39 protein-coding genes are annotated in these 26,324 nt (G+C 29.0%); 37 read left to right on the top strand and 2 right to left on the bottom strand.

From position 1 onward, the window contains the following. The first annotated feature begins 243 nt into the window (after positions 1 to 243). The 15 genes from IO99_RS06455 to IO99_RS19615 all read left to right on the top strand — a co-directional run bounded on the left by IO99_RS06455 (position 244) and on the right by IO99_RS19615 (position 8,998). Positions 244 to 1,194, top strand: a complete 951-nt coding sequence (locus tag IO99_RS06455) for an AAA family ATPase (protein WP_035131518.1) — start codon at positions 244 to 246, stop codon at positions 1,192 to 1,194. Between the two features lie 49 nt (positions 1,195 to 1,243). Next, positions 1,244 to 1,978, top strand: a complete 735-nt coding sequence (locus IO99_RS06450; protein WP_035131516.1) for an aminoglycoside phosphotransferase family protein — start codon at positions 1,244 to 1,246, stop codon at positions 1,976 to 1,978. A gap of 387 nt (positions 1,979 to 2,365) precedes the next feature. Continuing rightward, on the top strand, positions 2,366 to 2,782 hold the full coding sequence (locus tag IO99_RS06445; protein ID WP_035131514.1) for an OsmC family protein: 417 nt from the start codon (positions 2,366 to 2,368) through the stop codon (positions 2,780 to 2,782). Continuing rightward, a complete protein-coding gene (locus tag IO99_RS19005) occupies positions 2,773 to 2,928 on the top strand; it encodes a hypothetical protein (protein WP_156964304.1) in 156 nt (51 codons plus the stop codon). The genes IO99_RS06445 and IO99_RS19005 overlap by 10 nt, the downstream gene beginning before the upstream one ends. A gap of 101 nt (positions 2,929 to 3,029) precedes the next feature. Further along, complete coding sequence (locus IO99_RS06440) at positions 3,030 to 3,491, top strand: GNAT family N-acetyltransferase (RefSeq protein ID WP_035131512.1); 462 nt, start codon at positions 3,030 to 3,032, stop codon at positions 3,489 to 3,491. Between the two features lie 218 nt (positions 3,492 to 3,709). Beyond that, on the top strand, positions 3,710 to 4,150 hold the full coding sequence (locus IO99_RS06435) for an N-acetyltransferase (protein WP_035131510.1): 441 nt from the start codon (positions 3,710 to 3,712) through the stop codon (positions 4,148 to 4,150). A gap of 202 nt (positions 4,151 to 4,352) precedes the next feature. After that, positions 4,353 to 4,484 (top strand): hypothetical protein, encoded by a 132-nt coding sequence (locus IO99_RS19625; RefSeq protein WP_278245227.1) that lies wholly within the window; start codon positions 4,353 to 4,355, stop codon positions 4,482 to 4,484. 5 nt (positions 4,485 to 4,489) lie between these two features. Continuing rightward, positions 4,490 to 5,161 (top strand): alpha/beta fold hydrolase, encoded by a 672-nt coding sequence (locus IO99_RS06430; RefSeq protein WP_242844096.1) that lies wholly within the window; start codon positions 4,490 to 4,492, stop codon positions 5,159 to 5,161. 123 nt (positions 5,162 to 5,284) lie between these two features. After that, entirely contained in the window at positions 5,285 to 5,731 is a 447-nt protein-coding gene (locus IO99_RS06425) for an NUDIX domain-containing protein (protein WP_035131508.1), read from the top strand. A gap of 262 nt (positions 5,732 to 5,993) precedes the next feature. Beyond that, positions 5,994 to 6,485: a hypothetical protein gene (locus IO99_RS06420; RefSeq protein WP_035131505.1), complete on the top strand. Its 492-nt coding sequence runs from the start codon at positions 5,994 to 5,996 to the stop codon at positions 6,483 to 6,485. A gap of 180 nt (positions 6,486 to 6,665) precedes the next feature. Further along, the gene (locus IO99_RS19620; RefSeq protein WP_278245226.1) at positions 6,666 to 6,797 is read left to right on the top strand and encodes a hypothetical protein; all 132 of its coding nucleotides are present in this window, start codon (positions 6,666 to 6,668) and stop codon (positions 6,795 to 6,797) included. Next, complete coding sequence (locus IO99_RS06415) at positions 6,775 to 7,536, top strand: sugar phosphate isomerase/epimerase family protein (protein WP_035131504.1); 762 nt, start codon at positions 6,775 to 6,777, stop codon at positions 7,534 to 7,536. The genes IO99_RS19620 and IO99_RS06415 overlap by 23 nt, the downstream gene beginning before the upstream one ends. A gap of 188 nt (positions 7,537 to 7,724) precedes the next feature. Then, on the top strand, positions 7,725 to 8,237 hold the full coding sequence (locus tag IO99_RS06410; RefSeq protein ID WP_035131501.1) for a GNAT family N-acetyltransferase: 513 nt from the start codon (positions 7,725 to 7,727) through the stop codon (positions 8,235 to 8,237). A 58-nt stretch (positions 8,238 to 8,295) separates the two neighbouring features. Continuing rightward, the gene (locus IO99_RS06405; protein WP_035131499.1) at positions 8,296 to 8,814 is read left to right on the top strand and encodes a hypothetical protein; all 519 of its coding nucleotides are present in this window, start codon (positions 8,296 to 8,298) and stop codon (positions 8,812 to 8,814) included. A 61-nt stretch (positions 8,815 to 8,875) separates the two neighbouring features. Continuing rightward, positions 8,876 to 8,998, top strand: a complete 123-nt coding sequence (locus tag IO99_RS19615) for a hypothetical protein (RefSeq protein WP_278245225.1) — start codon at positions 8,876 to 8,878, stop codon at positions 8,996 to 8,998. A 212-nt stretch (positions 8,999 to 9,210) separates the two neighbouring features. Here IO99_RS19615 and IO99_RS06400 read toward each other — a convergent pair whose 3' ends face one another. Then, positions 9,211 to 9,654, bottom strand: a complete 444-nt coding sequence (locus IO99_RS06400) for a hypothetical protein (protein ID WP_035131497.1) — start codon at positions 9,652 to 9,654, stop codon at positions 9,211 to 9,213. Between the two features lie 441 nt (positions 9,655 to 10,095). Here IO99_RS06400 and IO99_RS19000 point away from each other — a divergent pair, with 441 nt between their 5' ends. From IO99_RS19000 to IO99_RS06315, 18 genes are all read left to right on the top strand, one after another. Further along, complete coding sequence (locus IO99_RS19000; RefSeq protein WP_156964303.1) at positions 10,096 to 10,248, top strand: hypothetical protein; 153 nt, start codon at positions 10,096 to 10,098, stop codon at positions 10,246 to 10,248. Then, on the top strand, positions 10,217 to 10,597 hold the full coding sequence (locus IO99_RS06395; protein ID WP_242844099.1) for a GNAT family N-acetyltransferase: 381 nt from the start codon (positions 10,217 to 10,219) through the stop codon (positions 10,595 to 10,597). Before IO99_RS19000 ends, IO99_RS06395 begins: the two co-directional genes overlap by 32 nt. 63 nt (positions 10,598 to 10,660) lie before the next feature. Beyond that, on the top strand, positions 10,661 to 11,221 hold the full coding sequence (locus IO99_RS06390; RefSeq protein WP_035131495.1) for a GNAT family N-acetyltransferase: 561 nt from the start codon (positions 10,661 to 10,663) through the stop codon (positions 11,219 to 11,221). Between the two features lie 76 nt (positions 11,222 to 11,297). Then, positions 11,298 to 12,044, top strand: a complete 747-nt coding sequence (locus tag IO99_RS06385; protein WP_035131493.1) for a GNAT family N-acetyltransferase — start codon at positions 11,298 to 11,300, stop codon at positions 12,042 to 12,044. A 136-nt stretch (positions 12,045 to 12,180) separates the two neighbouring features. Then, on the top strand, positions 12,181 to 13,101 hold the full coding sequence (locus IO99_RS06380; protein ID WP_035131491.1) for a phosphotransferase enzyme family protein: 921 nt from the start codon (positions 12,181 to 12,183) through the stop codon (positions 13,099 to 13,101). A 151-nt stretch (positions 13,102 to 13,252) separates the two neighbouring features. Continuing rightward, complete coding sequence (locus IO99_RS06375; RefSeq protein ID WP_035131489.1) at positions 13,253 to 14,095, top strand: class I SAM-dependent methyltransferase; 843 nt, start codon at positions 13,253 to 13,255, stop codon at positions 14,093 to 14,095. Between the two features lie 295 nt (positions 14,096 to 14,390). Continuing rightward, positions 14,391 to 14,831, top strand: a complete 441-nt coding sequence (locus tag IO99_RS06370; protein WP_035131487.1) for a pyridoxamine 5'-phosphate oxidase family protein — start codon at positions 14,391 to 14,393, stop codon at positions 14,829 to 14,831. Then, positions 14,824 to 14,994, top strand: coding sequence for a hypothetical protein (locus IO99_RS19450; RefSeq protein WP_242844095.1), 171 nt, complete (start codon positions 14,824 to 14,826; stop codon positions 14,992 to 14,994). The genes IO99_RS06370 and IO99_RS19450 overlap by 8 nt, the downstream gene beginning before the upstream one ends. 9 nt (positions 14,995 to 15,003) lie before the next feature. Then, a complete protein-coding gene (locus IO99_RS06365) occupies positions 15,004 to 15,312 on the top strand; it encodes a GNAT family N-acetyltransferase (protein WP_341349076.1) in 309 nt (102 codons plus the stop codon). Between the two features lie 1,056 nt (positions 15,313 to 16,368). Further along, positions 16,369 to 17,577, top strand: coding sequence for an SDR family NAD(P)-dependent oxidoreductase (locus tag IO99_RS06355; RefSeq protein ID WP_084178098.1), 1,209 nt, complete (start codon positions 16,369 to 16,371; stop codon positions 17,575 to 17,577). Positions 17,578 to 17,693: 116 nt separating this feature from the next. Beyond that, a complete protein-coding gene (locus IO99_RS19445) occupies positions 17,694 to 18,323 on the top strand; it encodes a hypothetical protein (RefSeq protein ID WP_035131481.1) in 630 nt (209 codons plus the stop codon). 42 nt (positions 18,324 to 18,365) lie between these two features. Continuing rightward, a complete protein-coding gene (locus IO99_RS06345; RefSeq protein WP_035131479.1) occupies positions 18,366 to 18,917 on the top strand; it encodes a DEAD/DEAH box helicase family protein in 552 nt (183 codons plus the stop codon). Positions 18,918 to 19,301: 384 nt separating this feature from the next. Beyond that, positions 19,302 to 19,892 carry a GNAT family N-acetyltransferase gene (locus IO99_RS06340; RefSeq protein WP_035131477.1) on the top strand — a complete coding sequence of 197 codons (591 nt, stop codon included), beginning with the start codon at positions 19,302 to 19,304 and terminating at the stop codon, positions 19,890 to 19,892. Positions 19,893 to 20,084: 192 nt separating this feature from the next. After that, positions 20,085 to 20,336 carry a dihydroxyacetone kinase gene (locus IO99_RS06335; RefSeq protein WP_035131475.1) on the top strand — a complete coding sequence of 84 codons (252 nt, stop codon included), beginning with the start codon at positions 20,085 to 20,087 and terminating at the stop codon, positions 20,334 to 20,336. Positions 20,337 to 20,463: 127 nt separating this feature from the next. Continuing rightward, a complete protein-coding gene (locus IO99_RS06330) occupies positions 20,464 to 20,652 on the top strand; it encodes a hypothetical protein (protein WP_035131473.1) in 189 nt (62 codons plus the stop codon). 24 nt (positions 20,653 to 20,676) lie between these two features. Further along, the gene (locus IO99_RS06325) at positions 20,677 to 21,270 is read left to right on the top strand and encodes a hypothetical protein (RefSeq protein WP_035131471.1); all 594 of its coding nucleotides are present in this window, start codon (positions 20,677 to 20,679) and stop codon (positions 21,268 to 21,270) included. A gap of 81 nt (positions 21,271 to 21,351) precedes the next feature. Then, a complete protein-coding gene (locus IO99_RS06320) occupies positions 21,352 to 21,858 on the top strand; it encodes an HIT family protein (RefSeq protein ID WP_035131469.1) in 507 nt (168 codons plus the stop codon). Between the two features lie 302 nt (positions 21,859 to 22,160). Further along, the gene (locus IO99_RS06315) at positions 22,161 to 22,691 is read left to right on the top strand and encodes a dihydrofolate reductase family protein (RefSeq protein ID WP_035131467.1); all 531 of its coding nucleotides are present in this window, start codon (positions 22,161 to 22,163) and stop codon (positions 22,689 to 22,691) included. Between the two features lie 157 nt (positions 22,692 to 22,848). Here IO99_RS06315 and IO99_RS06310 read toward each other — a convergent pair whose 3' ends face one another. Next, positions 22,849 to 23,196 (bottom strand): four-helix bundle copper-binding protein, encoded by a 348-nt coding sequence (locus IO99_RS06310; RefSeq protein ID WP_035131464.1) that lies wholly within the window; start codon positions 23,194 to 23,196, stop codon positions 22,849 to 22,851. A gap of 255 nt (positions 23,197 to 23,451) precedes the next feature. Here IO99_RS06310 and IO99_RS06305 point away from each other — a divergent pair, with 255 nt between their 5' ends. From IO99_RS06305 to IO99_RS06290, 4 genes are all read left to right on the top strand, one after another. Then, the gene (locus IO99_RS06305; protein ID WP_035131587.1) at positions 23,452 to 23,742 is read left to right on the top strand and encodes a cytochrome b5 domain-containing protein; all 291 of its coding nucleotides are present in this window, start codon (positions 23,452 to 23,454) and stop codon (positions 23,740 to 23,742) included. A 249-nt stretch (positions 23,743 to 23,991) separates the two neighbouring features. Next, on the top strand, positions 23,992 to 24,561 hold the full coding sequence (locus IO99_RS06300; RefSeq protein ID WP_035131462.1) for a hypothetical protein: 570 nt from the start codon (positions 23,992 to 23,994) through the stop codon (positions 24,559 to 24,561). Between the two features lie 99 nt (positions 24,562 to 24,660). Next, on the top strand, positions 24,661 to 25,575 hold the full coding sequence (locus IO99_RS06295; protein WP_242844094.1) for a metallophosphoesterase family protein: 915 nt from the start codon (positions 24,661 to 24,663) through the stop codon (positions 25,573 to 25,575). Positions 25,576 to 25,882: 307 nt separating this feature from the next. Beyond that, the gene (locus IO99_RS06290; protein WP_035131459.1) at positions 25,883 to 26,251 is read left to right on the top strand and encodes an ArsR/SmtB family transcription factor; all 369 of its coding nucleotides are present in this window, start codon (positions 25,883 to 25,885) and stop codon (positions 26,249 to 26,251) included. Positions 26,252 to 26,324: the final 73 nt, after the last annotated feature.

Here is a 26,324-nt window from a genome sequence, read left to right as displayed (position 1 = left end):
GAAGATGTGATTTTGTTTCAAAGGAAAATGAATTGGGATGAAGACCCAAAGACACAATGAGAAAAATCATTGTTAAATACAATTTATTATATTGTTGCAATGAAAGATTATGAGAAATTGGAATTTCGTACCCGTCCTCATGAATACGAAGGGGCTGGTATGGAAATGGAGATAGTTATAAAATAACTTTTTATAATACGGTATTTTAGAATTACTATGAGTTTTATATTTTGGGAGGTCTTTATGGATAGTAAAATAATATTTTTTGAAGGTCAGCCGGGTACGGGAAAATCAACTATATCCCAATATATATGTGAGCAACTCCAATTAAACGGAGAATCTGTTCGCTGGGTAGATGAATATGAACATAATGCAATTCAGTTTAGTAGGTTTTGGGAGAAATATGATAATTGTGATGAAGACTTTATCGATGTTCTTGTTAGCTGCTGGGAAGAATTAATAAATACAATAGAAGAGTCAGAACATATATTTATAATTGAAAGTGCTTTCTTTAGCTATACACTTTATTTAATGAACCTAGAATTTTCTAAGGAAAAAATTAATAACTATTTTAAAAAGTTAAATATCATTTTATCAAAGTTAAATCCTCAGATTATCTTATTAAAAGGAGATACTGAAACTATTATTAGAAGAGCTTGTGAGAGAAGAGGTAATCAATGGACCAACATGACTATTGATATGATTGAGAAGGGTCCTTATCAATATTCTAGAAAGCGAGTTGGTTTTAAGGGGATGGTTGAATATTTTTCCGATGCCCAGAAGCTTTATTTTGAACTAATGCCTTTAATTAATTTTCCAATCTTACAGATTGATGTGACGGAAGATAATTGGATTACAACTGAAAATGTAATTTTATCATGGTTAGGAGACTATACCATTCAAAATCATTATCATAATGAAAATATGAATTTGAAAATATATGTTGGTAAATACCAAGTACCCAAGGAATTTCCTGCTAAAGGTGAAAATTTAGAGATATTTTTTGAAGACAACTTATTAGTTTTAAAGGGCACATATTGGGAAGATTATAAACTTAGCCCAAGGTCTGAAACTAAGTTTCTGATTAAAGGAATTCCGATGGAAGTTAATTTTAAGTTGAAAGAAGGTAAGATAAAGGGATTTGACTACACTTTTATTGATAGAAATACCTATTTCTGTTCTAAAATAGAATAATGAAGATTAATGGATAAGTTAGTGTTCTGAAAGATTAGGAGAAAAGTAAATGAAATATGGAAAAGTAATTGGCTTAGGTAATACGGCAACTGTATATGGATGGGAAGAAGGCAAGGTGATTAAGCTTTTCTATCAAGGCTATCCAAAAGAAGCGGTAGAAAGAGAATTTCATAATGCGAAGGCAATAAGAAATATGGATTTTTCAAAACCAAAGGCATATGAAATTATTTTTTTAGAAAAGCGAATGGGTATTATATATGACAGAGTAGATGGTGAATCCTTGTTGGATTGGGTTATGAGAACAGGTGAGGTACAGGAATGTGCAGTATATATGGCAAATCTACATAAGGCAATCATTAAGAATAAGATTAGTAATGTACCTAATTACAAGGAGTTTTTAAAATGTAATATAGTAAATTCACCATCAACTAATTTGAAGAAACAAGAAGAAGTATTGCAAATTCTAGATAAACTGATAGATGGAAATACACTTTGTCATGGTGATTTCCATCCAGGTAATATTTTAATATCGGATGGACATACAATAGTTATAGATTTCATGAATGTGTGTCATGAAGATTTTTTATATGATGTTGCAAGAACTGTATTTCTGGTGGAATATACACCTGTGCCGATAGAAGTAGGCGATAGAGAAATGCTCTTAGGATTTAAGAAAACATTGGCAGAGTTGTATCTTATGCAAATGAATGTTACAAGAGAAATGATACAAGATTATCTAGCAGTTATTATTGCGGCTAGAGTGGGTGAATGCCCTGAAGAATAGTTATATCCATTGTCATCATTATAATTGTATGGATAGACATACCATACCGTTTTCCTTCAAAGAACTTAATTTGAAAAAAGATTAATAAATATCATATATCTAATAGGTGTAACTGTAATATTTTTAGTGATTATTTATTTTCATTTCTATATATCCGTACAAATTTCTTTAAATATTTAGCAATTGAATGAAAGTTACAATTACTTAAAATACGTATATTATCATGGACTATTAGTATGTAAGAAGCAATAAAAGTTATCCCAAATGTATGAAAAAGGGATGCAATAAAGTAGTAAATATACTGTACTTTTGTTGTGAGTTAATACATAGTTGTAAAAAAATAAAATATTATCAAATAGTATAAACGTAATTTTAGGAGGTTTTATTGTGAGTAATAATTTGACAGTAACAGCAGATCTTATAAATGACAAGGTAAAATTTTCAGGGGTATCACGTTATAATAAGGAGATAATTATTGATTCCGTGGAAGGCGATGGGTATACTCCACTTGAGCTATTTCTTATGAGTCTGGCAACCTGCAGTGGGATGACCTTAGCTTTATTGCTTAGGAAGATGAACAAAACTGTATCTGAATTAAAAGTAGTTGCTTCAGGTGAAAGAAGAGAAACCTATCCTACATATTTTAAAAGTATACATCTAATATTTGAAATTGCATCAAAGGACGTACAGACTGATGAGTTCGAAAGGACTATAAAACTGATGGAAGAGTCGTTATGCCCTGTTTGGAACATGGTAAAAAGTAATGTTGACATAAGCTATGAGTATAAGATAACATGCCACTAAAAAAGGTAATTGAACATAATTTGGATTTGATAAAAACCGCAGACTATATAATAGATATGGGCCAAGATACAGGAGAAAATGGTGGTCAGATAGTAACAGCGGGAACCCCTGAGGATATTATAATGTGTGATGAATCATATACATGAAAATATCTAAGAAAATATATGACAAGAGTTCTTTTTTGAAAATTGAATAATGCGGTATTTAAAAATATCTTGTAATAATATTAATTTTTGAGGAGTGAAAAATGAGCAATTATAGAATTATAAAAATACAGGAACACCCTGAATTAAAAAACTACGCAGCAAATTGGTTTCATGAGAAGTGGAATATTCCCCTTGAAGCATATCTTGAAAGTATAGATGAATGTATGAAAAATAAAACTCCTGTTCCACAATGGTATATAGTAATAATAGGAGATAAAATTGTAGGTGGACTTGGTGTAATAGAAAATGATTTTCATAACAGAAAAGATTTAACTCCTAATGTATGTGCTGTTTATGTGGAAGATGATTATCGCTGTCAAGGAATTGCTGGTAAAATGCTGAACTATGTATGTGATGATATGAGAGAAAAAAATATTGATACACTTTATCTTGTTACAGACCACACGTCTTTTTATGAGTGTCATGGTTGGGAGTTTCTGTGTATGGTCCAAGCCGAGGGTGAAAAAAATCTGACAAGAATGTATATCCATAGAACAACATAAATTTAAGTTTATTGGTTAGATTATTGAAGAGATAAGAAACATATAATAAGAAATACTAAATAATATGATATGATGTAACATAGTTAATAGTATTTATTTAACTTAATAGAGTTTTCTAATAGTATAAAATATATTATTAGAAAAGCAATAGAAAGGGTGAACTTCATGAGTGTATTCTACTCTTACTTTTAATATTTTTAAAAATGAAGGAGAATAGAATGATTAAAAAATTTGATATAAGTAAATTAGATGATGTAATGGCAATCTGGCTTGAAACTAACATTAATGCTCACAGCTTTATACCGGAAGAATACTGGATTAAAAATTATGATATGGTGAAACAAATGTTGCCATCTGCTGATATTTATGTTTATGAAGAAAATAATATTATAAAGGGTTTTATAGGAATTGTAGAACAAAATTATATAGCAGGAATTTTTGTGAAAAAAGAATATCAAAAAGAAGGTATAGGACAGAAACTGATAGATCATTGTAAATCTAGATATCCATATCTCCTATTAGATGTCTTTACAAAAAACAAAAGAGCAATAAACTTCTATGATAAAAACGATTTTATAGTTGTAGATGAACGTATTCATGAGGAAACAAAAGAGATGGAGTATACTATGTCTTTTGGTGAAAAAAAGTATAATATGTAATCAACATAAAGAAAGCGTATTGCAAAAAAAATTCTGCAACAGTCTTTTAAATTAGGAGGATTATTTGTGAATAAGAAAAAAATCATTTGGGGAATAGTTATTTAATATAAAGAATAGTAAAAGGTAATATTTAGAGCATCTCTATGTAGGGGTGCTTTTATTAAAATTACTTTAAAATATGAATTTATGAAATGGATCTAATATGGATGATAGAGTAAAAGTATTAAGTGATGGGAATGTGAATATAGATTTTGTAAGTCATGATATTAACTGGAAACAGAATCAATATCACTGGAATGTTGAAGATAAAGAAATAAACATAACTGTGAGGTGAAAGGAATGCCAACTGTGATATTTGAATCAGGTTTAGGAGATGACAATGGAGTTTGGAAGTTAGTTCAGAAAGAAATTTCAAAAACTACAATAACATTTTCTTATGATAGAGCACAGCTGAGAAATAGTGCTACAGGTGATTTGTCAAGAACAAGTTTAGAGCAAGTTCACGAGTTACATACCCTTTTAAATAAAGCAAAGGTTAAAGCACCCTATATTATAGTTGCACACTCAATAGGAGGCTATAATGCAAGATTATTCGCTGGTACATATCATAAAGAATTAGCTGGTATTATATTTATTGACTGTTCACATGAAAATCAATTTGAAGATAGGGTAAACCGTTCTTCTGCTGAAGAAATAGAAATGGTGAGAAAACAATTGATTGGAGAAGAGCAAACTTTTGATAAATTATTAATGAGTGCTAAGCAAGTAAAAGAAATAAGAAAAAAGGATGCTTTAAGGAATATTCCAATAATTGTACTTACTGCTGACCATAAAGGTGAAGAGTCTGCTGCCATTTCGGAAGAAACTTGGTTAAGCTATCAAAATGACCTATTAACATTATCGGATTATAGTAAACACATCATGGTTAAAGATTGTGGTCATTATATACAGAAGGATAAGCCTCAGATAGTAATTGATGCTATAAATGAAATAGTTGATAAGATGCTTTGAATACATACATTTTACTGAAATTATGCTGCAATAAGTATATGTAACCATATTTGTAAATGAAAAATTATAGGATAGAACGAAGTAAATATTATTTATATTTGGAGATATAAAAGGAGTAAGAGAATGAAAAGAAAAATACGTAATTCTGCAAAGGCATTGATTATTAAAGATGGGAAAATGTTAGCATCAAAAATCAATGATAACGGTGATATTTTTTATATAATGCCTGGCGGTGGTCAAGAATCTGAAGAAACTTTGGAAGAGGCTGTTATAAGAGAAGTTAAAGAAGAGTTTGGATTGATTGTTGAACCAAAAACCCTTGAATTTGTAATTGAAGGAGTAACAGGGGAGTCATTTCATAGAGTTGATTTAGTATTTTTGTGTGAGTACATCAAAGAAATACCTGATGCTCAAATTACTGGTGATTATAATCAAATTGGATTTGATTGGTTACCTATTGAAAATCTTATGAATGAGCCATTATATCCTTCAAAATTAAGAAAACAGATAATGAATTTATATAATACTGAAGAAACGATAGTATATCTTGGAAATGAGAGTATGGAATAAATATTTGCTAATCCATATTGGCCTACTGATTCTGGTAAGAGTACTACGTTAAAATGTTTAATTGGAATACTGCAACCGATATTAGAAGTGTAGAAATTGAAGTGCCTAATTGTGAGATAGAAAGTGTTATTTATAGTAGTAACTTTTATAAATATAAACATACATTATATAGAATTTATGCTATAATAAGTATATAATATTGAAACTATAAAGTATAAGTGTAAAATTTTTAAACTGCCTTATAAAATTAGGAGGGTTATTTGTGAATAAGAAAAAAATCATTTGGGGAATAGTTATTTTCATTTTCTTTGCTATAATTGTATGGATTGACATACCATATATTTTTCCTAAAAATAACTTAATATCAAAAAATAATTATGATTACACCTATAAACAAGTAAGTGCATATGACTATACCTATAGACAAGAAGATGAAATAGATTCAGATTTAATAGATTATTCAACTTGGATAGATAATACTGAAAATGGCAAAGTAGATAAGTTAGTCAGTATAATTGATGAGTTATCTTATAAAAAAGCTAGGAGGCCTAAGGATTGGTCTAAATTTAGTCTTAATTTTATGGCAAGCTATGATGAAGATGAATACACTACTTATACTAAAGATGTATTTTCTATTACATTTTATGATGATAACGTAATTGGTTTTCGAGAACAAGATCAGCATAAGGAAAAGTATTATAAAATCCAAGATAAGGATTTTGATATTAGGAAGGTTATTGAAGAGCTAAAATAGTTATTTAATATAAAGAATTAGTAAAAGGTAATATTTAGAGCATCTCTTTCTAGGGGTGCTTTTTTATATACATACATTTTATTGTAATTATGCTACAATAAGTATATGAAACTATGTTGCAAGCGGATAATTATAAAATATTGTGAAATGGATACTTATTTCTTATGAGGTTGTAGTTGCATGAACGAAGGCGACATTAGAGATATTACAGACATTAAAATTGAAAAACCTAATGAAAATGCTTTTATGAAAAGCAATCACAATCATTTTCTCACAGGAGGTAATTACAATGAAAGAAATATTATTATGTGACAATGGCGAATATTTAAGAGTTGCTGATTTATGTGAAAAATTTAATGTCAATGTAAATATTGATGCATTTAGTGACCCTGAATATTTTAATACTTATCCAAATGAAATAGAAAAACAATTAGAAAGGTATAAAAATATAAAAGTCTGCTCAATCCATGGTTCTTTTACCGATTTGTGTTTTGGAAGTAAAGATAGTCTTATAAGAGAGGCTACAAAAAACAGATTTGAATATTCATATGAAATATCTCGTAAATTAGGTTGTAAAAACATAGTTTTTCACCATGGTTATGTACCTGGTACAAGTTATCCCCCTAATTGGGTTAAAAGAAGTAAAATATTTTGGGATGACTTTTTAAGAAATAAAGATGATGAAACAGTTTTTTATATAGAAAATTTGCTTGAGCATACTCCTGATTTGATTTCTGAAGTAGCATCAACAGTAAATGATAGTCGTTTGAATATATGTCTTGATATAGGTCATGCTCATTGCAATTCAAAAACATCTGTTTTAGATTGGGTTAAAAAACTTAATAAACAAATAGGATTTGTTCATTTACACAACAATTATGGACAAGAAGATGAGCACTTAGGGTTTGAAAAAGGTACAATTGATTTTTTAGAAATTTGTAACGCTTTAGAGGAATATGCTCCAAACTCAATTTGGGGAATAGAAACAAATATAAATGATATGGAAAGTTCAATAATTTGGCTTATAGAAAATAATTTCTTAAAAGCATAAGTTTTAATATGATTCACTTTGAACTTAATACACAATATTCTTTAAGGATGTACTGTCTGTAAGAAGTAATTGAGAAGTGTAATTTTAATATTATACAAAACACTATAGAAACCTTAATATGCAAATAGTTTATAAAATTAAAAGTGCATAAAACTTTACACTAATTTATCTAATATGGGGGAGCATAAATGGAAAATAACAAAGTGGAATTAAAGACACCTAAGTTTGAAGAGTTAGATTATAGAAGAAAACTTTTATCAGATAGAGAAACAATGACTTACAATATAGGATATGGAGACACTGATGGAACAGGATGTATAGATTTTAAGGAAAATACTTGGAGAGACTGGTTTTTCCGATGGGTTGATAATATTCCAGAAAGATATTATGCATATATTATTAAGATTGATGAAAATATACCTGTTGGAGAAGTCGCTCTAAGATATGTCAGTGAAAAAAAGTCTTACTGTGTTAATATATTAGTCGAAGCAAGACATAGGGGCAATGGATTTAGTGAACAAGCCTTAAGATTATTAATTGATGTTGCATTCAATGAGTTAGGAGCAGATAAGGTATTTGATGATTTTCCAAAATCCAGAAAATCAGCAGAAAAAGTATTTGAGAAAGTAGGATTTAAACGAGTTTCAGATGAAATTGTTGAATTAACTAAACAGTATTATTTAAGTAAGCAGACGGTATAATACGATGGGGATAAAAAAGTGAAAGAGTAGACTTGAAAATCGAGAGGGATGGATTTAAATGAGTGTAAAGCAAGTTAGCATTTTTATATTACTACTATTAATTATATCTTTATTGTACAGCACCATAGGACCAGGTATAACTATACTAATATTAGCAATAATGTTTTTTACATTGGCTATATTATTTACCTTTAAAACAGAATACTATGATAAGTATTTAGTACTAGTAAACCCAAAGTTATACGATGCATACGAAGAAAAAGGAAGTGACTTCATTAGAAAAAAGAGAATTACCACTATAATAAGTTATTATATATTGTCTGGTTTAACAGGATTCAATGGATTTATGCAAATAAGGTTAATGAATGAAATGGGTACAAAATTATTATTTAGCTTTAATGAGTTTTTACCATTTGCGTTAGTTGTTTTAGTAGTAGTATTTATAACAAATTATATTTGCATTTATATAGCAAAGAAATCTAAAACAGCCGGTGAAGATTTAATGTGGAATATTATTGTAGGAATTGTACTTGCTATTGCTTTAATGATCTTCATCACATTCTATATACTCAGTTAATAAATAATGATTTTAATGGTGCCATGGGTGATAAAATAGTTATGGAAAAGATGAAGAAATAATGGCTCATAGAAGAAATGATTATAACACTGCAAGAGAGAGGCATACTCAAAGATTTAGTAAGGGAATTAGAAATTGGACATCTCCTAGTGCGGTATCACTTAATATTGCTGAAGAGGTCTAGGAAAAGCTTAAGAATAAAGACACCCTATTTTAAAATACCTAGTATTTTAGAATAGGGTGTCTTTTTTAAAATGCAACTGTAAAAATTATAAACATGGATTTCATATGAAAATAGAAAAAGGTTATCTATCTGCGTCCCAGCCTAACAAGAATTTAACTATCTTCATCTTGTGCATCCATAAATTTTGATCTGCATTAATTTTAGATAATCGCTTAATTTAAAAGGGCTTTCCCTCTCAAATTTTTAAACTCGATTTTTATAGCTTCATCTTCTGCCTGAGGGTTTAAGCTTTTTTGCCAGGCAATGTAATATGACATTATTTTATCTTCATATTTAGCCCAATCATCTTCATTAATTTTTAAAAATACACTGCTACCTACTTTAGCTTGCTGTTCTTGCGTGGTTTCTTCTACGCTTTTAGTTTCAATAATTTCAATGATTTCTTCAGACAAGGCAATTCCCTTTGCTGCACTATTCCATGCACCTTGTACACCAATAAAAACCCCACCTGCCACAAGCAGCAAAGAAACAAGTAAAAGCAATAAACCGGTTTTGAAATTTCTTTTTTTAAAGTAAAGACATCCAAACAATATCCAAATTGCTATAATAAATCCCACTGCACCTATAACGGCTAATATAGTTCCAAAATTATTCATATTTTACTCCTTAATTTATACGTCGTCTTTGAATCCATTCAATTGAAGATCTATATTTATACTCCATTTTTAAAATTTCATTTTAAAATAATTATTTTCCATTAAAACTTGTATTCTTGCTATTCTTTCATTAACCCTATTAATTCCAAATATAAAAACATCCCACAGGGTAATTTAGGTACACAACCCCTTTGCAAATATTTTGATTAGTAGTTATTTTTATATTTTATCATAGCAAGATCATTGCTTCAACCATTTAATTCAGTTCACTATCCAATCTATTTAAATTTTTAATCATCCCTAAAATCTGATTTGAAAAGTTTAAAATCCTATCTTTAAAGGTATTTTTTTCAGCTATCCCTGGGTGTGATAAATATATATAATATATTGTAAATCATGTTATAATTAGTATAATTAAAACTATACTTAAGGAGGGACAATATGGAAGACTTCAATATAAAATTTAGAGAAATGAGTGATGATGAATTTGATAGATTTGCTCAGTGGGATATTTTAGATTATTCCAAAGATTTAATAAAGGCGGGTCTATCTAGTGAAGAAAATGCACTGGAGGATGCAAAAAAAAAGTTTTAATGAATTGCTCCCACAAGGAAAGGGCACAAAAGATAATTATATTTATGTGATTGTAAATAAGGACAATGAAAATTTGGGATTTATCTGGTATCAAAAGTATAAGGAAGATATAGGGTTTATTTGCGATTTTTTAATACTTGAAAAGTACCGTAAACAAGGTTATGGAAAACAGACCTTGCTTATGCTTGAAAAAGAAGCAATAGAAATGGGGTTTAATAAAATATTACTAAACGTTTTTAAATACAATAAACCTGCTTATTCACTATATAAAAGTTTAGAATATGAAGTTATAGATGAAAAAAATCAGAATATATCTATGTTGAAAAATTTGAAAATTATTAATATTTAACCGAAGATAACTATGAAAACCATAAGAACCTATGGAGTATGCAAAAAAATAAGGGGGATTACTATGTATCAAGTATATGAAACAGAAAGGCTTGTTTTAAAAGTTATAGATGGTTCATTTGCTGAACTAGTATTAGATTATTTTAATAGAAATAGAGAATATTTGAGTCAGTTTGATCCATTAAGAAGTGAGAATTTTTATAAATTAGAAAATCGTAAAAATGCAGTTGAACAGGAATTAATTGAAATAATTGATGGTAAACAATTAAGACTATGGATTTTTAAAAAAGAAGATATAGGATATGAAAGGATAATTGGAACAATTTGTTTTAGTAATATAACTAAAGGGTTTTTCTTATCATGTTATGTAGGTTATAGCATTGATTGTAGTGAAGCAAATAAAGGATACATAACAGAGGTATTAAAGAAAGGAATAGCTGTTATGTTTGATGAATATAAACTTCATCGTATTGAAGCTACAGTAATGCCTAAAAATATATCTTCATTAAAAGTTTTAGAAAAACTTAACTTCAAAAATGAAGGTTTATCTGAAAAATATCAAAAGATAAATGGGAAATGGGAGGACCATTTGCATATGGTTTTATTAAATCCAATAGTTGAGTAGTATCAGTTCTTGTTTCTTACTATAAATAAGATTATTCGAATAATAGATACATAGATAAAGCTTAGGAGATGGATAAATGAATAAGATGCAAATTAAAAAAATTGTGAAAGAAAATCTTGGAAAACATTTAAATTGTGAACAAGAAATCTTTGATCATAATGGATTAATTTTTCATAAACCAATTAAATTAAATGAATTTCAACAAAATCCATTTTTGGAAATTACGAGCATCGAAAAAACAATTATTGTTTCAGCTTCAGATGAAATTATGGAAAATGTGAAGACTTTATTAGTTGGCAAATCAAGAGATGAGGTATTTGAATGCCCTTTAATATATGGTCAATCAATTTATTATATTCCTGATATGAAAGAAATGAAGTTATGTGATTTATTACCACAATACGAATATTTCTATTTAGAAGGAAATGAGATAAATAAATTAAGAGAAATTAAAGGATTTAATAATTCATTAGAGTTTGATGAATGTGGAAATGCATCTACTGCAATTGTATTTTTTGCTATGAAAGATGGAGAAATCATAGGACTTGCTGGTGCATCGAAGGAATACAATAATATGTGGGAAATGGGTATAGATGTAAAAGGTAATTATAGAACAGGTGGTTTGGCCACAGTACTTGTAAATCATTTAATGCATAAAATATTGAGCAAAAACATTTTACCCATATACTGTGCATCATCATCTAATATTGCCTCACAAGCAGTAGCTCATAGAGCTGGGTTGATACCTTACTGGATAAGCACATATAAGAACATACTTGATGGTAGTTCATCTTATAATGAATTAGTGAAACTATTATATTAATATTACAAGTGAAATAACAAGCAATTTACAACTGCAATTTTTTTATGTGATATTTCAATAGAAAATTAGATTATAACATTAAGCAATTATAAAATAATTAACTTCCTTAAATAATTTATATTCAGGAGAAAGAATTATGATTAAAGAAGCAATAGAAAAATACAATTTTGTAAATCCCACATCAAGATTTGTGCGTCATAATGAAAATATGACATATTGTATTACTGATGATAATGGACAATATGTTCTCAGGATACATAAACCATCAAATGGTTTTTCTGTGGATTTTTTGCGTCTTGGAGTGTCACAGGATAAGTTTGTTGAAAGTGAAATGGAAGTACTTACTTATTTGGAAAACACTTCTCAATTAGGTACCCAAAAAGTAGTTAGAAACAAAAGTGGAGAACCTATTACCAGTTTAAGGGATGGAAGTCTGGTTACTGCTTTGGAATGGGTAAAGGGTAAGACTTTAGAAAATGTGGAAATTACTAATGAATTAGCCTTCAGGCTAGGATGGATGATTGGTAGTGTTCATAAATCTATGAGTAAGGTAAAGATAGAAAATAGATATATATATGGAGCAGAAATGATTGATAAATTATTGGAAGAGGCCAGGTATGCAATAGCAGCTAAGCATTATGATAAGGAGCATGGGGCAATTATTATAGATACTTTATTGAAAATTAAGATGAAGATGGATAAAGATAAAAATAGATTTTCTTTTGTTCATGCTGATCTTGGAAAATCAAATCTCCTTTTATGTAATGAAGCAATAGTTCCAATTGATTTCTCATTGTCAGGATATTGTCTTCCAGAAATGGATTTAGCATCAATATTCAGTCATATCAATAATGACCAATTAAATAAAGAAATTTTGAAGGGTTATGAATCCTATTGCAGTATAAAGGTCGATGAAAAAGCTATTCAAACATGTTTAAGTTTACAGGTACTATTATTTATCATCTGTCAACATGAAAAAATTTATAATCAGCCATGGATTGAGAAATCAATGGAACGTTGGTGTAATGATATATTTTTACAATATCTTAAAGATTAATAATTATACAAAAGGGGTTGTGGTCAAAGGAGAAGATACTGAAGAATTTCTGCAAGAAAAGCTTGAATACATGGGTTTAACATATAGTATGAGTTTATTATATTTAGTATTAAAAAATAATTGATTAACTTATTTGGTAGGAGAGAAATTTATGGAAGACAAAAGTATAGAAATAAAAAAAGATATAACTAATATATTTAATAAGGTATCAGCAGTTTTTGATGGTAGTGGTCCAAGATACTTTACATATTTTGGAGAGAGGTTGGTTGAATTTGCAGATGTAAAGGAAGGCGAAAGAGTTTTAGATGTTGCATCAGGAAAAGGAGCTTCACTTTTTTCAGCAGCAGAGAAAGTTGGAAAGAGTGGAGTTGTTACAGGTATTGATATAGCTGAAGGAATGGTTAATGAAATTGATTTAGAAATGCAACGACGAGGTGTAAAAAATGTACATGCAATGGTAATGGATGCTGAAAAATTAGAATTTGCAAATCAAACTTTTCAGCATATACTCTGTGGATTTGGAGTATTCTTCTTACCAAATTATAAAGTTGCCTTTCATGAATTTATGAGAGTTTTAAAAAGTGGTGGTCGATTTTCATTCACTACATTTCTTAGAAAAAAAGATGAAAAATTTATGTGGCTAAATGAATTATTTGATAAATATTTACCTGTATTTGAAGATGAATTAGATGAATATCAATCAGAGGATATCCCTGAATTTGATACAGAAGAAGGTTTGTATAAAATTTTGAATCAGGCTGGATTTAAAAATATACAAGTTATAAGTGAAGAAAAAGTTTTTATATACAAAGATGAACAAGAATGGTGGGATAAACTTTGGACTCATGGTGCTATAAGCACACTAGAAAAGATACCAAAAGATATGCTTGAAGACTTTAAATCAGAAGTTTTTGAAAAACTTAGAGAAATGAAAGAAGCAGGAGGCATACCACATACAAAGTCTGTTTTATATGCCTTTGGTGAAAAATTATAAATTCTTAAAAAATTTAGATACCGTATTATTCAGTAATGTGTAAAAGCATAAAATTAGTTATATATTAGTTACGTTACAATTTGTAGGTATTGCGAAGTAAATGTTCTTTGAAAACTAAATAATACGGTATTGAAGATAAAACTTAACATAAGCATATTGGAAATTAGTGCAATAAACGGTTAGTATGATACACTTTTTTTATGAGTTAAGTCATAGTGGTATTATATGATGAATTAATGATTTATAAATAGTAATTTGTAGGGAAGATTATCTATATTTTGTGAGGTGAAAAGTAATGAGGAGCCTTGAATATGCAGAGATGAGGGCTAAAATAATTGATCGATTGAAAGAACAAAAAAATGTTGTATTAGCAACCTGCGAAAATGGAAAAGTTACTGCTAGAACTGTTTACTGCACATCAAATGAATTGAAAATATATTTTATGACTTCGAAAGCCTATGCGAAATATAAACAAATTATTAAAAATCCTTTAGTGGCAATGTGTTTTAATAATATACAAATACAAGGAAGAGCAGTCATACTAGGACATCCATCAAGTGATGAAAATAAAGAAATTTTAGAGAGATATGAGCATCTTGATAAGGAATTTATGTATTGGGCTAAATATAAAAATACGGTACTCATTGAAGTAGATATTACTGAAGTTGAGTGTTGGAATAATAATGGGCGTGAATATATAGATGTACTAAATAAAAAGAGTTATAGAATTGGATAATATTAGATTTTTAAGAAAGATGGTGAGTGAATTGGATATTAAGTTAGCGAGTCCAGAAGATATCAAAATAGTAACCAATATTTCAAAGAGAGCTTTCGATACAGACGTAATGGTAGGTGCCGATGAGGTAGGAGGGCCACCCAATTATGATTCTGAAAAATGACATAAAAAAATGATGTTAAGTCATAATTTATACACTATAAAGCAGGAGGATTATCTCATTGGGGGAGCCGTTTTATTTCAGGATAAAAGAAATAAGGAGACTATGTATGTGGGAATAATATTCATAGATCCAAAAGAGTATAAAAAAGGTTTCGGATTAGAATCAATGAAATATATTGAAAAGATGTTTCCCGAGATTACAACATGGCGATTAGAAACTCCGGTTTGGAATATAAGAACAAATTCATTTTATAAAAAGCTTGGATATTTGGAAATGTGCAGAGATAAGGAATCTGTTTATTATCAAAAAGAGGTATGAGTATAATGGTAAGTTCATCAAATTACAATTTGTAGGGTTGATATAACATATTTTTTATTCAGTTATGTCGTACCTTTCTTAAATGGACAAACTAATATACAATTAAATAATTTATTCACAATACCGTACTATTCAGAATGAATATGCGGTATTTTTTATTTCGAAATTCAAGTAAATAGCGAAATAACCAATGGGTAGTACCACACTACATTCTTATATAAGTGTTCTTTGAAAATTGATTAATATGGGTTGGTAAATATGTTATAATATGGGTAATGTAATTAAATATAAATAACTATTGTACAAAAATATGAACTTGTTTTATAGTAACTAGAGGGAAAAGTGAAAATATCGGAAAATCGGAACATTAATAATCTTACAATGCGTAAGGCTTAAATTGATGAAAATAAAGGATGAATTGATAACAACAATTTGTCAGGAATAGTAATACGTAAGCATGATATGTGGAATGGTCGTTCTATACTGCCGATAGTATCTTTATTAAAGTATATATAGCTTTAATAAAGATTTAAAGTTGAATAGTTCGGTTTTGAATCATATCCTTAATGAGGTGCTTTTATGTAAATATACATTTTATTGAAAATATACTATAATAAGTTTACAGTTTTAAAATTACAAATGAACAATTGTAAACAAAGGTAAAAATTATTTATATTTTATGAGGGCGAAGTTAATGTGTATTATATTTAGTGTGACTACGGTGAGTGATGTTGAATTTATACGTTCTTTATTTACAAATGAGGAGTATGAACTATATTTTGCTGAAAACAATACGTCTGAAGACGAATGGAAAGAACGATTCGAACTTTTATCACGTAAGGAAAACTATATAATCTTTGATATCGAAACGGGCAATAAGGTTGGCTGGATTATGTATCAAATCCACGAGAATGAATGCTATTTGGATTTGATTGTATTAAAATATGGACTCATTGGTAAACATAATATGAAGTCGAGTTAAGTTGCTTTCTTATTATAAAGATAAGTATTTAAAACCAAAAATGAAATTGGCTAACAATTATAAAGAAGGAGATTATGATGTTTATAGAAAAGAATATATCCTTTAAGAATAAATTGGAAGGTAAAGTTATACTTTTAACTGGTGCAGGGGGTGGGATAGGTTTTGAAACTGCAAAAGCATTGGTTTATATGGGCGCAAAGGTTATTGTGGCCGAAATGAATAAACGAAAAATATTATTCGCACAAAGCACTTTAGATAGTATATTTGGTAAAAACTCTGTAGAATTTTATGAAATTGATTTATCTAATGAAAATCAGATATATGCTCTAGTTTCTCATGTGAAAGATAAATATGGACGCATAGATGTTTTATTTAATAATGCGACCATAGCTACTATGGGAACAGTAGAAGAAGTTTCTATTGATGTATGGGATAAGAGTTATGCCGTTAATTTCAAAGCCCCATTACTATTAACACAATTAGTTTTGCCACTTATGAAACAAAAGAGTTCTGGGACAATTGTTTTTGTTTCATCTTCTGGTGCAGCACCCTTTATGGGAGCATATGAAGTCTTTAAAACAGCACAGGTGGAATTGTCTAATACACTATATGGAGAATTGGAAAGTACAAATATAAAAGTATATACTATCGGTCCAGGACTCGTTAAAACAGAAACGGCAATGAAGGGAATAGAGCTTGTGTCATCTCATATGGGAATAACAACAGAAGAATTTTATGAAATGAATGAAAATCACATACTTGGAGTTGAAGAGGCTGGTACTGGATTTGCTATATCAGTTTTAATGGCTGATAGATATGACGGTCAAGAAATTGGTGCTATACAGGTTTTGTCTGATTCTGGCTTACTACTAAAATTAGATAGTAGTGAAAACACTAAAAGTAATGATTATAAAAACATTATTCCAACTGTTCTGAATGTGGTAAAAGTTTATAAAGAACAATATTATGGTTGGATGAAAAGAAATGTTTTTGAACGTCAATGGGTATTGCGTGATTTTAAGAAAACAGTAGGATATTCTGCTGACCAGTTTCTTGAAATTATGCAACACATTCAATACGTAGTTAATAATGAAAAGATTCAAGAGATAAGCACCTATTCATCTAATTTTCAAAAATTGATGGAATATTATAAGCGACAATATACACTGCTACAAGGATATGAAAAAAACCCTGAAAAACTCAAGGAATATTCTATAACACTTTTGCATTATATTGAGGATTTAAAAACTATTTGTGATAATTTACTTAATAATGAAAGATGAATAGAAATTTATAATCAGCCATGATTGAGAAATCAATGGAACGTTGGTGTAATAACATATTTTTACCATATCTTAAAAATTAATAATATAACAAAAAAAGTTATTAGGGGGTTAATATGAAAACAAATAAAGCAAAATTTCTTATTATATTACTATTTCTTATTTTAATAACATTTACAGGTTGTACAAATAAAGAGGGGACTAAGAAACCTGTAATTTATTTATATCCAACTTCAGAGCAATCAGTTAGCGTTAAACTAGATTATAATGGAGAGCTTACTTGTACTTATCCAGAGTACAAAGATGGTTGGAATGTAATAGCAGAGCCTGATGGTACATTAACTAATATTGGAGATAAGAGGAAGTATTCTTATTTATATTGGGAAGGGATTTCTAAAAATCAGTGGGATATGTCAAAAGGGTTTGTTGTAAAAGGAGAAGATACTGAAGAATTTCTGCAAGAAAAGCTTGAATACATGGGGTTAACTCCAAGGGAATATAACGAATTTATAGTGTATTGGCTACCAATTATGCAAGAGAATAAATACAACCTGATTACTTTTGCAGGGGAAGATTATGAAAATCTAGCTAAGCTTAATATAACTCCAAAGCCAGATTCAATATTAAGAGTAATGATGCTCTTTAAATCATTAGATAAACCTATAGAAATAGAAGAGCAAGAAATTAAATCTTTTGAAAGAAAGGGATTTACCGTTATTGAATGGGGTGGAACAGAAGTAAAATAGTATAAAAAAAGATTATTTATATTTGATAAAAGAGGTGATATTTTGAAATTAGTACTTATAATCGGAGACAGTGCTGTTGGCAAAATGACAGTGGGACAAGAACTAGCTAAAATTACGGATTTACGTTTATTCCATAATCATATGATAATTGAACCTGTACTGGAGATATTCGGATATTTTAATGGAAAAGCTATCGCTGGCATGAGAGAAGTTATTTTTGAAGAATTTGCAAAATCCGAACACTATGGATTAATTTTCACATATATGTGGGCATTTGATCAGCAATCTGATTGGGATTATGTTGAATATGTTTGTGAAATTTTCAGAAAACATAATGCAGATATATGTTATGTAGAGCTTGTTGCTCCTCAAACAATCAGATTAGAAAGAAATGCTACTGAAAATCGTCTGAAAAATAAAATCTCAAAACGAGATATAGAACTGTCAAATCAAAGGCTTATAAATGATGATAACAAGTATCGTTGTGTAAGCAATGATGGTGAAATTCCTTATGATAACTATATAAAAATCGACAATACAAATCTTTCGGCGGAAATTGTTGCACAGCTAATAAAAGATCAATTTGAGCTGTAACATCTGATTAGAATGAATATAAACTTTAATTCGTATTCTTCTGATATTGCTTATAAGTCATGTGAGATATTAAAATAAAAAAATATATCCTTGCCTAGTTTTAAATATAAATAGGTAAAAATGGATATAGAGAACTATTTAAATATAAAAATATGAACCTATTTAACTATGGATATATTTAACTATTAAACTATTTGTTGTGTACATGCGGGTTTCAGGGGGTTATCTATTTTTGAAAGTGACATGAAATTGTCTATCAATAAGTTAGTAGGTTGAATTTACAAATGAATAATTGTAGGATATTGCGAAGTAGTGATACCTATTTAACAAACAGATAAACAGGAATTTGAATTGTAAGTTATTTATATTACTGGAGGTAAATGAATGGATATTGAGATACGCAAGTTAATACCAGAGCTTGCAGAAGATTACGTGCATTTTTTTGACACTACGCCACACGATAACAATGTGGACGAGCATAAATGCTATTGTGTGTGTTGGTGTAACGATGATTATGAGGGCAAAGATCTTTCAACAGTAGCGAAAAGAAGAGAATGTGCCTTACAATATGTTAAAGGCAATAACATTCAAGGTTATCTTGTTTATAGTGGTGATACGGTCGTTGGATGGTGCAACGCAAATACGAAATCAGATTGTTTGAAATGCGCTAGTTGGCGAAGATTTATGGATTATGTACCTTTAGAGGAATTTAACACGGGCATAAATGTGAAATCCATATTTTGTTTCGTGATTGCGCCGGAGATGAAAAGAAAAGGCATTGCCACACTGCTATTGGAGCGTGTGTGTAAGGATGCGGTCCAGGATGGATTTGACTTTGTGGAGGCGTACCCATACAAAGAATCTAGTTATCAATCATCAGATTTTGGCGGCCATTTTGAGATGTATAAAAAAAGTGGATTTAATGTGTCTTTTGAGACTGAACAAGGGCTTGTCATGAGGAAGCGGTTAAAGTAGTACTTTTCAAAATAAGCAATATATTAAGCTGACAAATTCCAATTTATCGATTAGCTTGTTCGCATTTTGTAGAAATTGCGAACTAGACAATAAATTATTTTCTTTGAAGTTGAATAGTGTGATATTTACAAAATATGTTATAATTAACTGAAAGATAAATTGTAATTTATAAAATGGAAAAGGAGAATAATTATGCTTGAATATAGATTTGATACGCAATTATTAATTGAAGGAGAAAATCTCTCAGAAGATAAAATAAACGAATATATTACAAAAAATATTGAAGGCGATTGCTTACTTGCGGTTGGTGATGAGGAGCTGATTAAAATTCATTTTCACACAAATACTCCATGGAAAGTACTTGAGTATTGTGCTTCATTAGGTGATATTCACGATATTGTTGTAGAAAATATGGAACGACAGGCTAATGGTCTTCAAGGTTAAGCAATAAATATAAATTCCAGATATTTTTTATATTCATTTTTAATAGGTAGAGCTTTGAAAATTATTTATATTAAGCTAGGAGTATATACATGAATATTATTAAAGAAATAATTTGGAAGGCCGTAATATGGCAAATACAATGATAGTAGTTACTGGGACATCTGCTACAGGTAAAACAATATTAAGTAAGAAGTTGGCAAGTAAATTTAATTTATCTTTAATAAATAAAGATGAAATTAAATCATCTCTGTTTTTTACTTTTCTAGTTCAGAATATATATGAAATCTATAAGGCAGTAGAGATGCTGATGGTTTAGGTAAGAGGATAGGAGGGGGTTATTTTGAAACTATTGTTAGAAATTGCTATTAGTTATTTTACATTATACTTAGTAATTTGGTTACATGAACTAGGACATTCTTATTTCTACTGGATATATGGTTGTAAAGAAAATTGGCTTAAAGTAAGTGTAAAGCCATATTTATTCTTTTCTACGCCGGCTCCAGTTGATGAAGATAGAGTGGAATATTTAACAGATAAACAGAACCTAATAGTTTCATATGGAGGAATTGTTGTAAATTTGTTTATGGCTTTTGTAGTTATAATAATAATTCAAATTAATTCTATAAGAAATAATTATATCGAATTATTCCTATATCAATTTGTTACTCTACATTTGGCGGAAGTAGTCACTTATCTTGTACTTGGAAATATTTATTTAGTAAGTGATATGAAAGGTATTGCAGATATTAAACCCAAATTGCGTCCAGTCAATTTTGTTTTAGGAATACTTGTTAGTGCAGTATATTTTATATTTATTAAACAAATTCCTCAACAGATTTTTTCTATAACCATTATCTTTAATTTAATTGCTATAATTTGCATGGGTATTGGAAGAATTGCATTTACGTATTATTATTCTAAAAAACAGCAGTAAAAAAAGCAGAATTTGTTGACTTAGCTTTAAGTAGTGAATCATTGAGAATCATAAAACAGTTTAATTTAAGAGGTGAGTTTATTGACTAGAAAAATTATATTAGCTGACGGGAGAAAACTAGAAGTAGAGTGCTTAAGTTGTGCAATTACAAGCGGATTAATAGAACCAACTGGTGGGGTTATAATAGAAACTGAACATTTTCACGTGCATCAAGATGTGGCTTATCCGATACCTGGACTAGTCATCTTGGCCTCAAAGAGACATTTTTATTGCATGGATGAGCTAACTGCTGAAGAACGCTTAGAATATATTGACTTAATATGCAGAATCAGAGATGCACAGAGAAGATTACTTGGAATAGAAAAAGTATATTATTTTTATAATGAAGATACTACACATCATTTTCATTTGTGGATAGTTCCAAGATATAAATGGATGTATGAGTTTGGACATTCAGTTGAATCGTTAAGACCAGTATTATTACATGCACGAAATAATTTAAATAACAAAGAAAATATGAATAGAGTAATAGATGCAATTGATAAATTACGAGAAGGATTACGAGGAGTAGAAAGTAGTTCAAGGTAACAGTATCCAAAAAAATCCAAAACAGTAATTAAACTACGTAACGACGGAAATTTCTTATAAGTCGTAACACCTACAAAACAAAATAATTTTTTATTTTGTAATTCAAGCAAATAGTGAAATAACCAATTGGTAGTACCACACTACATTCTTATATAATTATCTTTGAAAACTGAATAGTTTAGTTTTGGAATATATGCTATTATATGCATATAACAATAGGGATTTAAATCGTAATAGTAGAATATTGTTCACTAATTGTGTTTTAAAATTAGATTGAATTTTATAAATATGGAGGTTTATAGATGTACAACAATAGAAAATTAGTTCTATATATTGCAACAAGTTTAGATGGTTACATAGCGACAGAAGATGACTCCTTGGAATGGTTGTTTAAAACTGAAGGCGAAGGAGATAATGGATATTCTGAATTCTACAATACAGTTGATACTATTTTAATTGGTAAAAGAACTTATGACTGGATAATTGAAAAAGAAAAAGGTAAATTTCCTTACAAGAATAAAAAGTGTTATGTATTTTCTAAATCAGAAAAAGGTAAGAATGAAAATGTAGAATTTATTAATCAAGATGTAGTGGAATTTACAAATAAAATCAAAAGACTGGATGGAGGAAACATATGGCTTGTTGGCGGTGGTGTTCTTCTAAATTCTTTTATTAAAGAAAGGTTAGTTGACGAATTTATTATTACTATATCACCTACACTAATAGGTCATGGAATACCTTTATTTAAAAAAAATGATTTTGAGTTAGAACTAAAGTTAAAGGGGATAAGGAGATTCAATCAATTTGTTGAACTCCATTACGAGATGAAATAAAACAATTGATATTTAGTTCACAATTTTCTTAAATGATGTACTATTTGTAAGATGGAGTTGAGAAGTGTAATTAGTATAGTACTAATTACACTAAAGGTAATTTAAAATAGTACAAAAGCCAGTAGTATAACACTATTGGCTTCTATATTATAGGTTATTACATGCTAGCCATGTTTTTACATTCAGTAGCACATTTTTTGCATTCTTGAGCACATTTTTGACAATGGTCATCTTTAAACATTTCACATTCTTGAGCACATTTATCACAAACAGTAGCACAAAGTTGACAGTGTTCTTTTGTAAATTGGCCATTCATAGACATCATTGCTGATGACATTTGGCACATACATGCACATTCGGTAAGAATGCTTATACATTTCTTTCTTGCTGCAACATCAGGCTCGTTTAAACATGCTGTAAAGCACTCATGACATGCCTGTGCACATTTGTTACATTCATCAATACATGGTTGAAATTTGTCTGTTGAATTAGTTACTATTCCCATTATATAGTCCTCCTAAAATAGTTTTATAGTACAAAATTTATTATTTGTAATAGGCTAATTATTATTCAAATATTGTTTGTAGAAATGATTCCCATAAATAAATGTCTACAGATATTTTATTAGATAAATAAGAAATAAAGGCATATTAGATGATTAGGTTTCAATCTATTGATCAATATATTTAAAAAAGCAATTAATTGAACAACTTCTCAAGTATAATCATATGCTATATATATAAATATTTTAGAGGTATATATGGCACTTTATTTTGATTTAAAAACCATTGAAGAACTTATAGGACATAATTACTCTAGACAACAGAAAGAATTTACATTAGAAGAGTTAGCACAATATGATGGAAGTAACGGAAAACCTACCTATGTGGCAATTGAAGGTATAGTATATGATGTGAGCAAAGTAGCAGAGTGGGCTGGTGGAAAACACTTTGGTAATACTGCAGGTCAAGATTTAACCAGTGAATTTAAGGCTTGTCATGTAATGACTAAACTTGATAAATTGCCTAAAGTTGGAGTGCTTAGAGAATAAATTATTTAATGGCTTTGATTAAAAATCAAGGCTATTTTGCTTTAATATACATTTTATACTAATTATGTTATAATGGATGGAGTTCTTTGCCCCACTTTGAAGGAGATGGAGTATTAAAATCTGATAGTCATGGGATAAATTGGCTACCTTTATGATGTAGGTAATGAATTGTAAGTTTTAGGAACTAAAATTTAGCAAATGACATTTTAAGAATTCAGGACTATTTATTTTTAGAAGAGGTGATTTTAAATGAGAAAAAAATATTTAATTGTTATGATAATTACGTTTATTCTTTGTATTACTGGTTGTAGTAATTCAAGTTCAAAAATTGATAATTATCTCAATACTGGGAAAACAATTGATTCAAATGCGAAAGATATTATGCCAGAGCTAGATGACTTGCCTAAATATGAGGATATCAAATATAGATATACACATAAATCCCTATTGATTTTTGAATCTGACTCTGTTGCATTAATTGTAAAATATGATGATAATACTTTTGAGAGTGAAAAGAAGAAAATAGACGAGCAATATACTTTTTTAGATAAAAAAATCAAGTCCAGTTTTGATGAAAGTAAATATTATATTCCAGAATATGAGTTTTCTTTGAAAAGCTATGATTTTAGAGTTGTAGACGAAAATGATACTTCAAATACGGAATTCCCTAAATCTTTTGGAATGATTGGAGTGTCTGAAGATAAAAAAAGTATAGCTTATTTATATTTTTATGATTCAGACTTAGACTACATAGGAGATGAAGATGAAGAAAATCCTATGGCTAACTTCATTAGGGAATATTTTAAATATAAATTTTAGAAACACATTTAAAGTATAGTAATTGTAAATATATAATTGCAAGGAATTTCACCTGGTGATTATCACATAACTCTATGTGGAAATATGAAGGAGGATATATTGATAGATAGCATTAAATTTGCAGTATTTACTGATTTACATTATGATCATATTCATGATGGTTATGAAAGACTTGAAAACTTAATTACTGATGTAAAGAATCAAGATATTGATTTTGTTATTCAACTTGGGGATTTTTGTATACCTAAAGAAGAAAATCGATTTTTACTTAATATCCTTGATAGTATAGGGAAGCCTTATTATCATACCATTGGAAATCATGATTCTGATTCATTCCCAAGAGAAGAGGTTATGAAGTTTTTAAAAATGGACAATAGTTATTATTCATTTAAAATGGACAAGATTAAGTTCATTGTATTAGATACATGTTTTATAAAAACTGATAATGGATATATACCCTATTGTAAGAGAAACTATGATAAGTCACGGTACATATATCCAATTATTCCAGATTATGAATTTAATTGGCTGGAAGAGCAGTTCAATGATGATAGTGAGTATTACATTATTTTTTCACACCATAGTTTTGAAAATGAATTTGCTAAAAGAGGAGTATATAACAAGGGTGAAGTTAGAGATTTGATAAACAGAGTAAATGATACAGGAAAAAAGGTGCTTTTATGCGTAAATGGTCATGATCATGGAGATTCTCTTGAAAAAATAGGACAAACATATTACTTTGGCCTTAATGCTATGTCATATATATGGGTGGGGCCTGAATACGAGCATTTCCCTTACTCAAAGGAAATACATGAAGATTACCCTTTTTTAAAAGATTTAGTATTATATAATGAGGGGCTATATGCCATTGTTACCATTAACAAAGATGGTGGCATACATATACAAGGCATCAATGGAAGCTACCAAAATGTCTCCCCAAAAGACTTGGGCATTGGTGATAGGTGGAATGGTCGTTCTATACTACCAAAGGTATCTTCTTTAAAGGATATATAGTATTTTTATGATTTCCTAAACTACCGTATTATTCAGAATTGAATTTTACGGTAGTTTTTTATTTCTCAATTTAGTTATATTATTAAATTTGCAGATAATGCAAGTCAATTAGTAAAATATGATCTTTATAAATTGAATAATGCTGTATTAGATATCTTTCATATAACATAAATATACAGCCTCTTTTATTTTGAAAAATATTTTTAAAATTATAATAAAAATATTTGACAAATATGAAAAAGATACATATACTGAATATATAAACATATGAACATGTGTGCATACATTCTGATGAGGTGATATATAAATGAATAACGAAAATGAAATAATTAATACCTGTAATTGTAATACTATCCATGAAGATGTGATTAAGAGAGTAAAGGAAACTATTCCAGATGAAGAAGATTTATATGAATTAGCAGATTTATTTAAGGTTTTTGGAGATAGTACAAGAATAAAAATTATTTGTGCATTATTCCAAGCAGAAATGTGTGTTTGTGATATTGCGGCACTACTTGGAATGAACCAATCAGCAATATCCCATCAGTTGAGAGTTCTTAAACAAACTAGGTTGGTTAAGAATAGAAAAGAAGGTAAGGTTGTATACTATTCCTTAGATGATGATCATGTTAAGGGGATATTTGATCAAGGATTAGAACATTTATATGAGAAATAAGGAATTTAGGGGGCATGGGAATGAGTAATAAAGTTTTAAAACCTAACGTTAAAGAAGATAAATCATTACAAAT

This window comes from Clostridium sulfidigenes, assembly GCF_000732635.1.
GTDB classification, from domain to species: Bacteria; Bacillota; Clostridia; order Clostridiales; family Clostridiaceae; genus Clostridium_J; species Clostridium_J sulfidigenes.
This window is presented reverse-complemented; position numbering and strand designations above follow the sequence as displayed.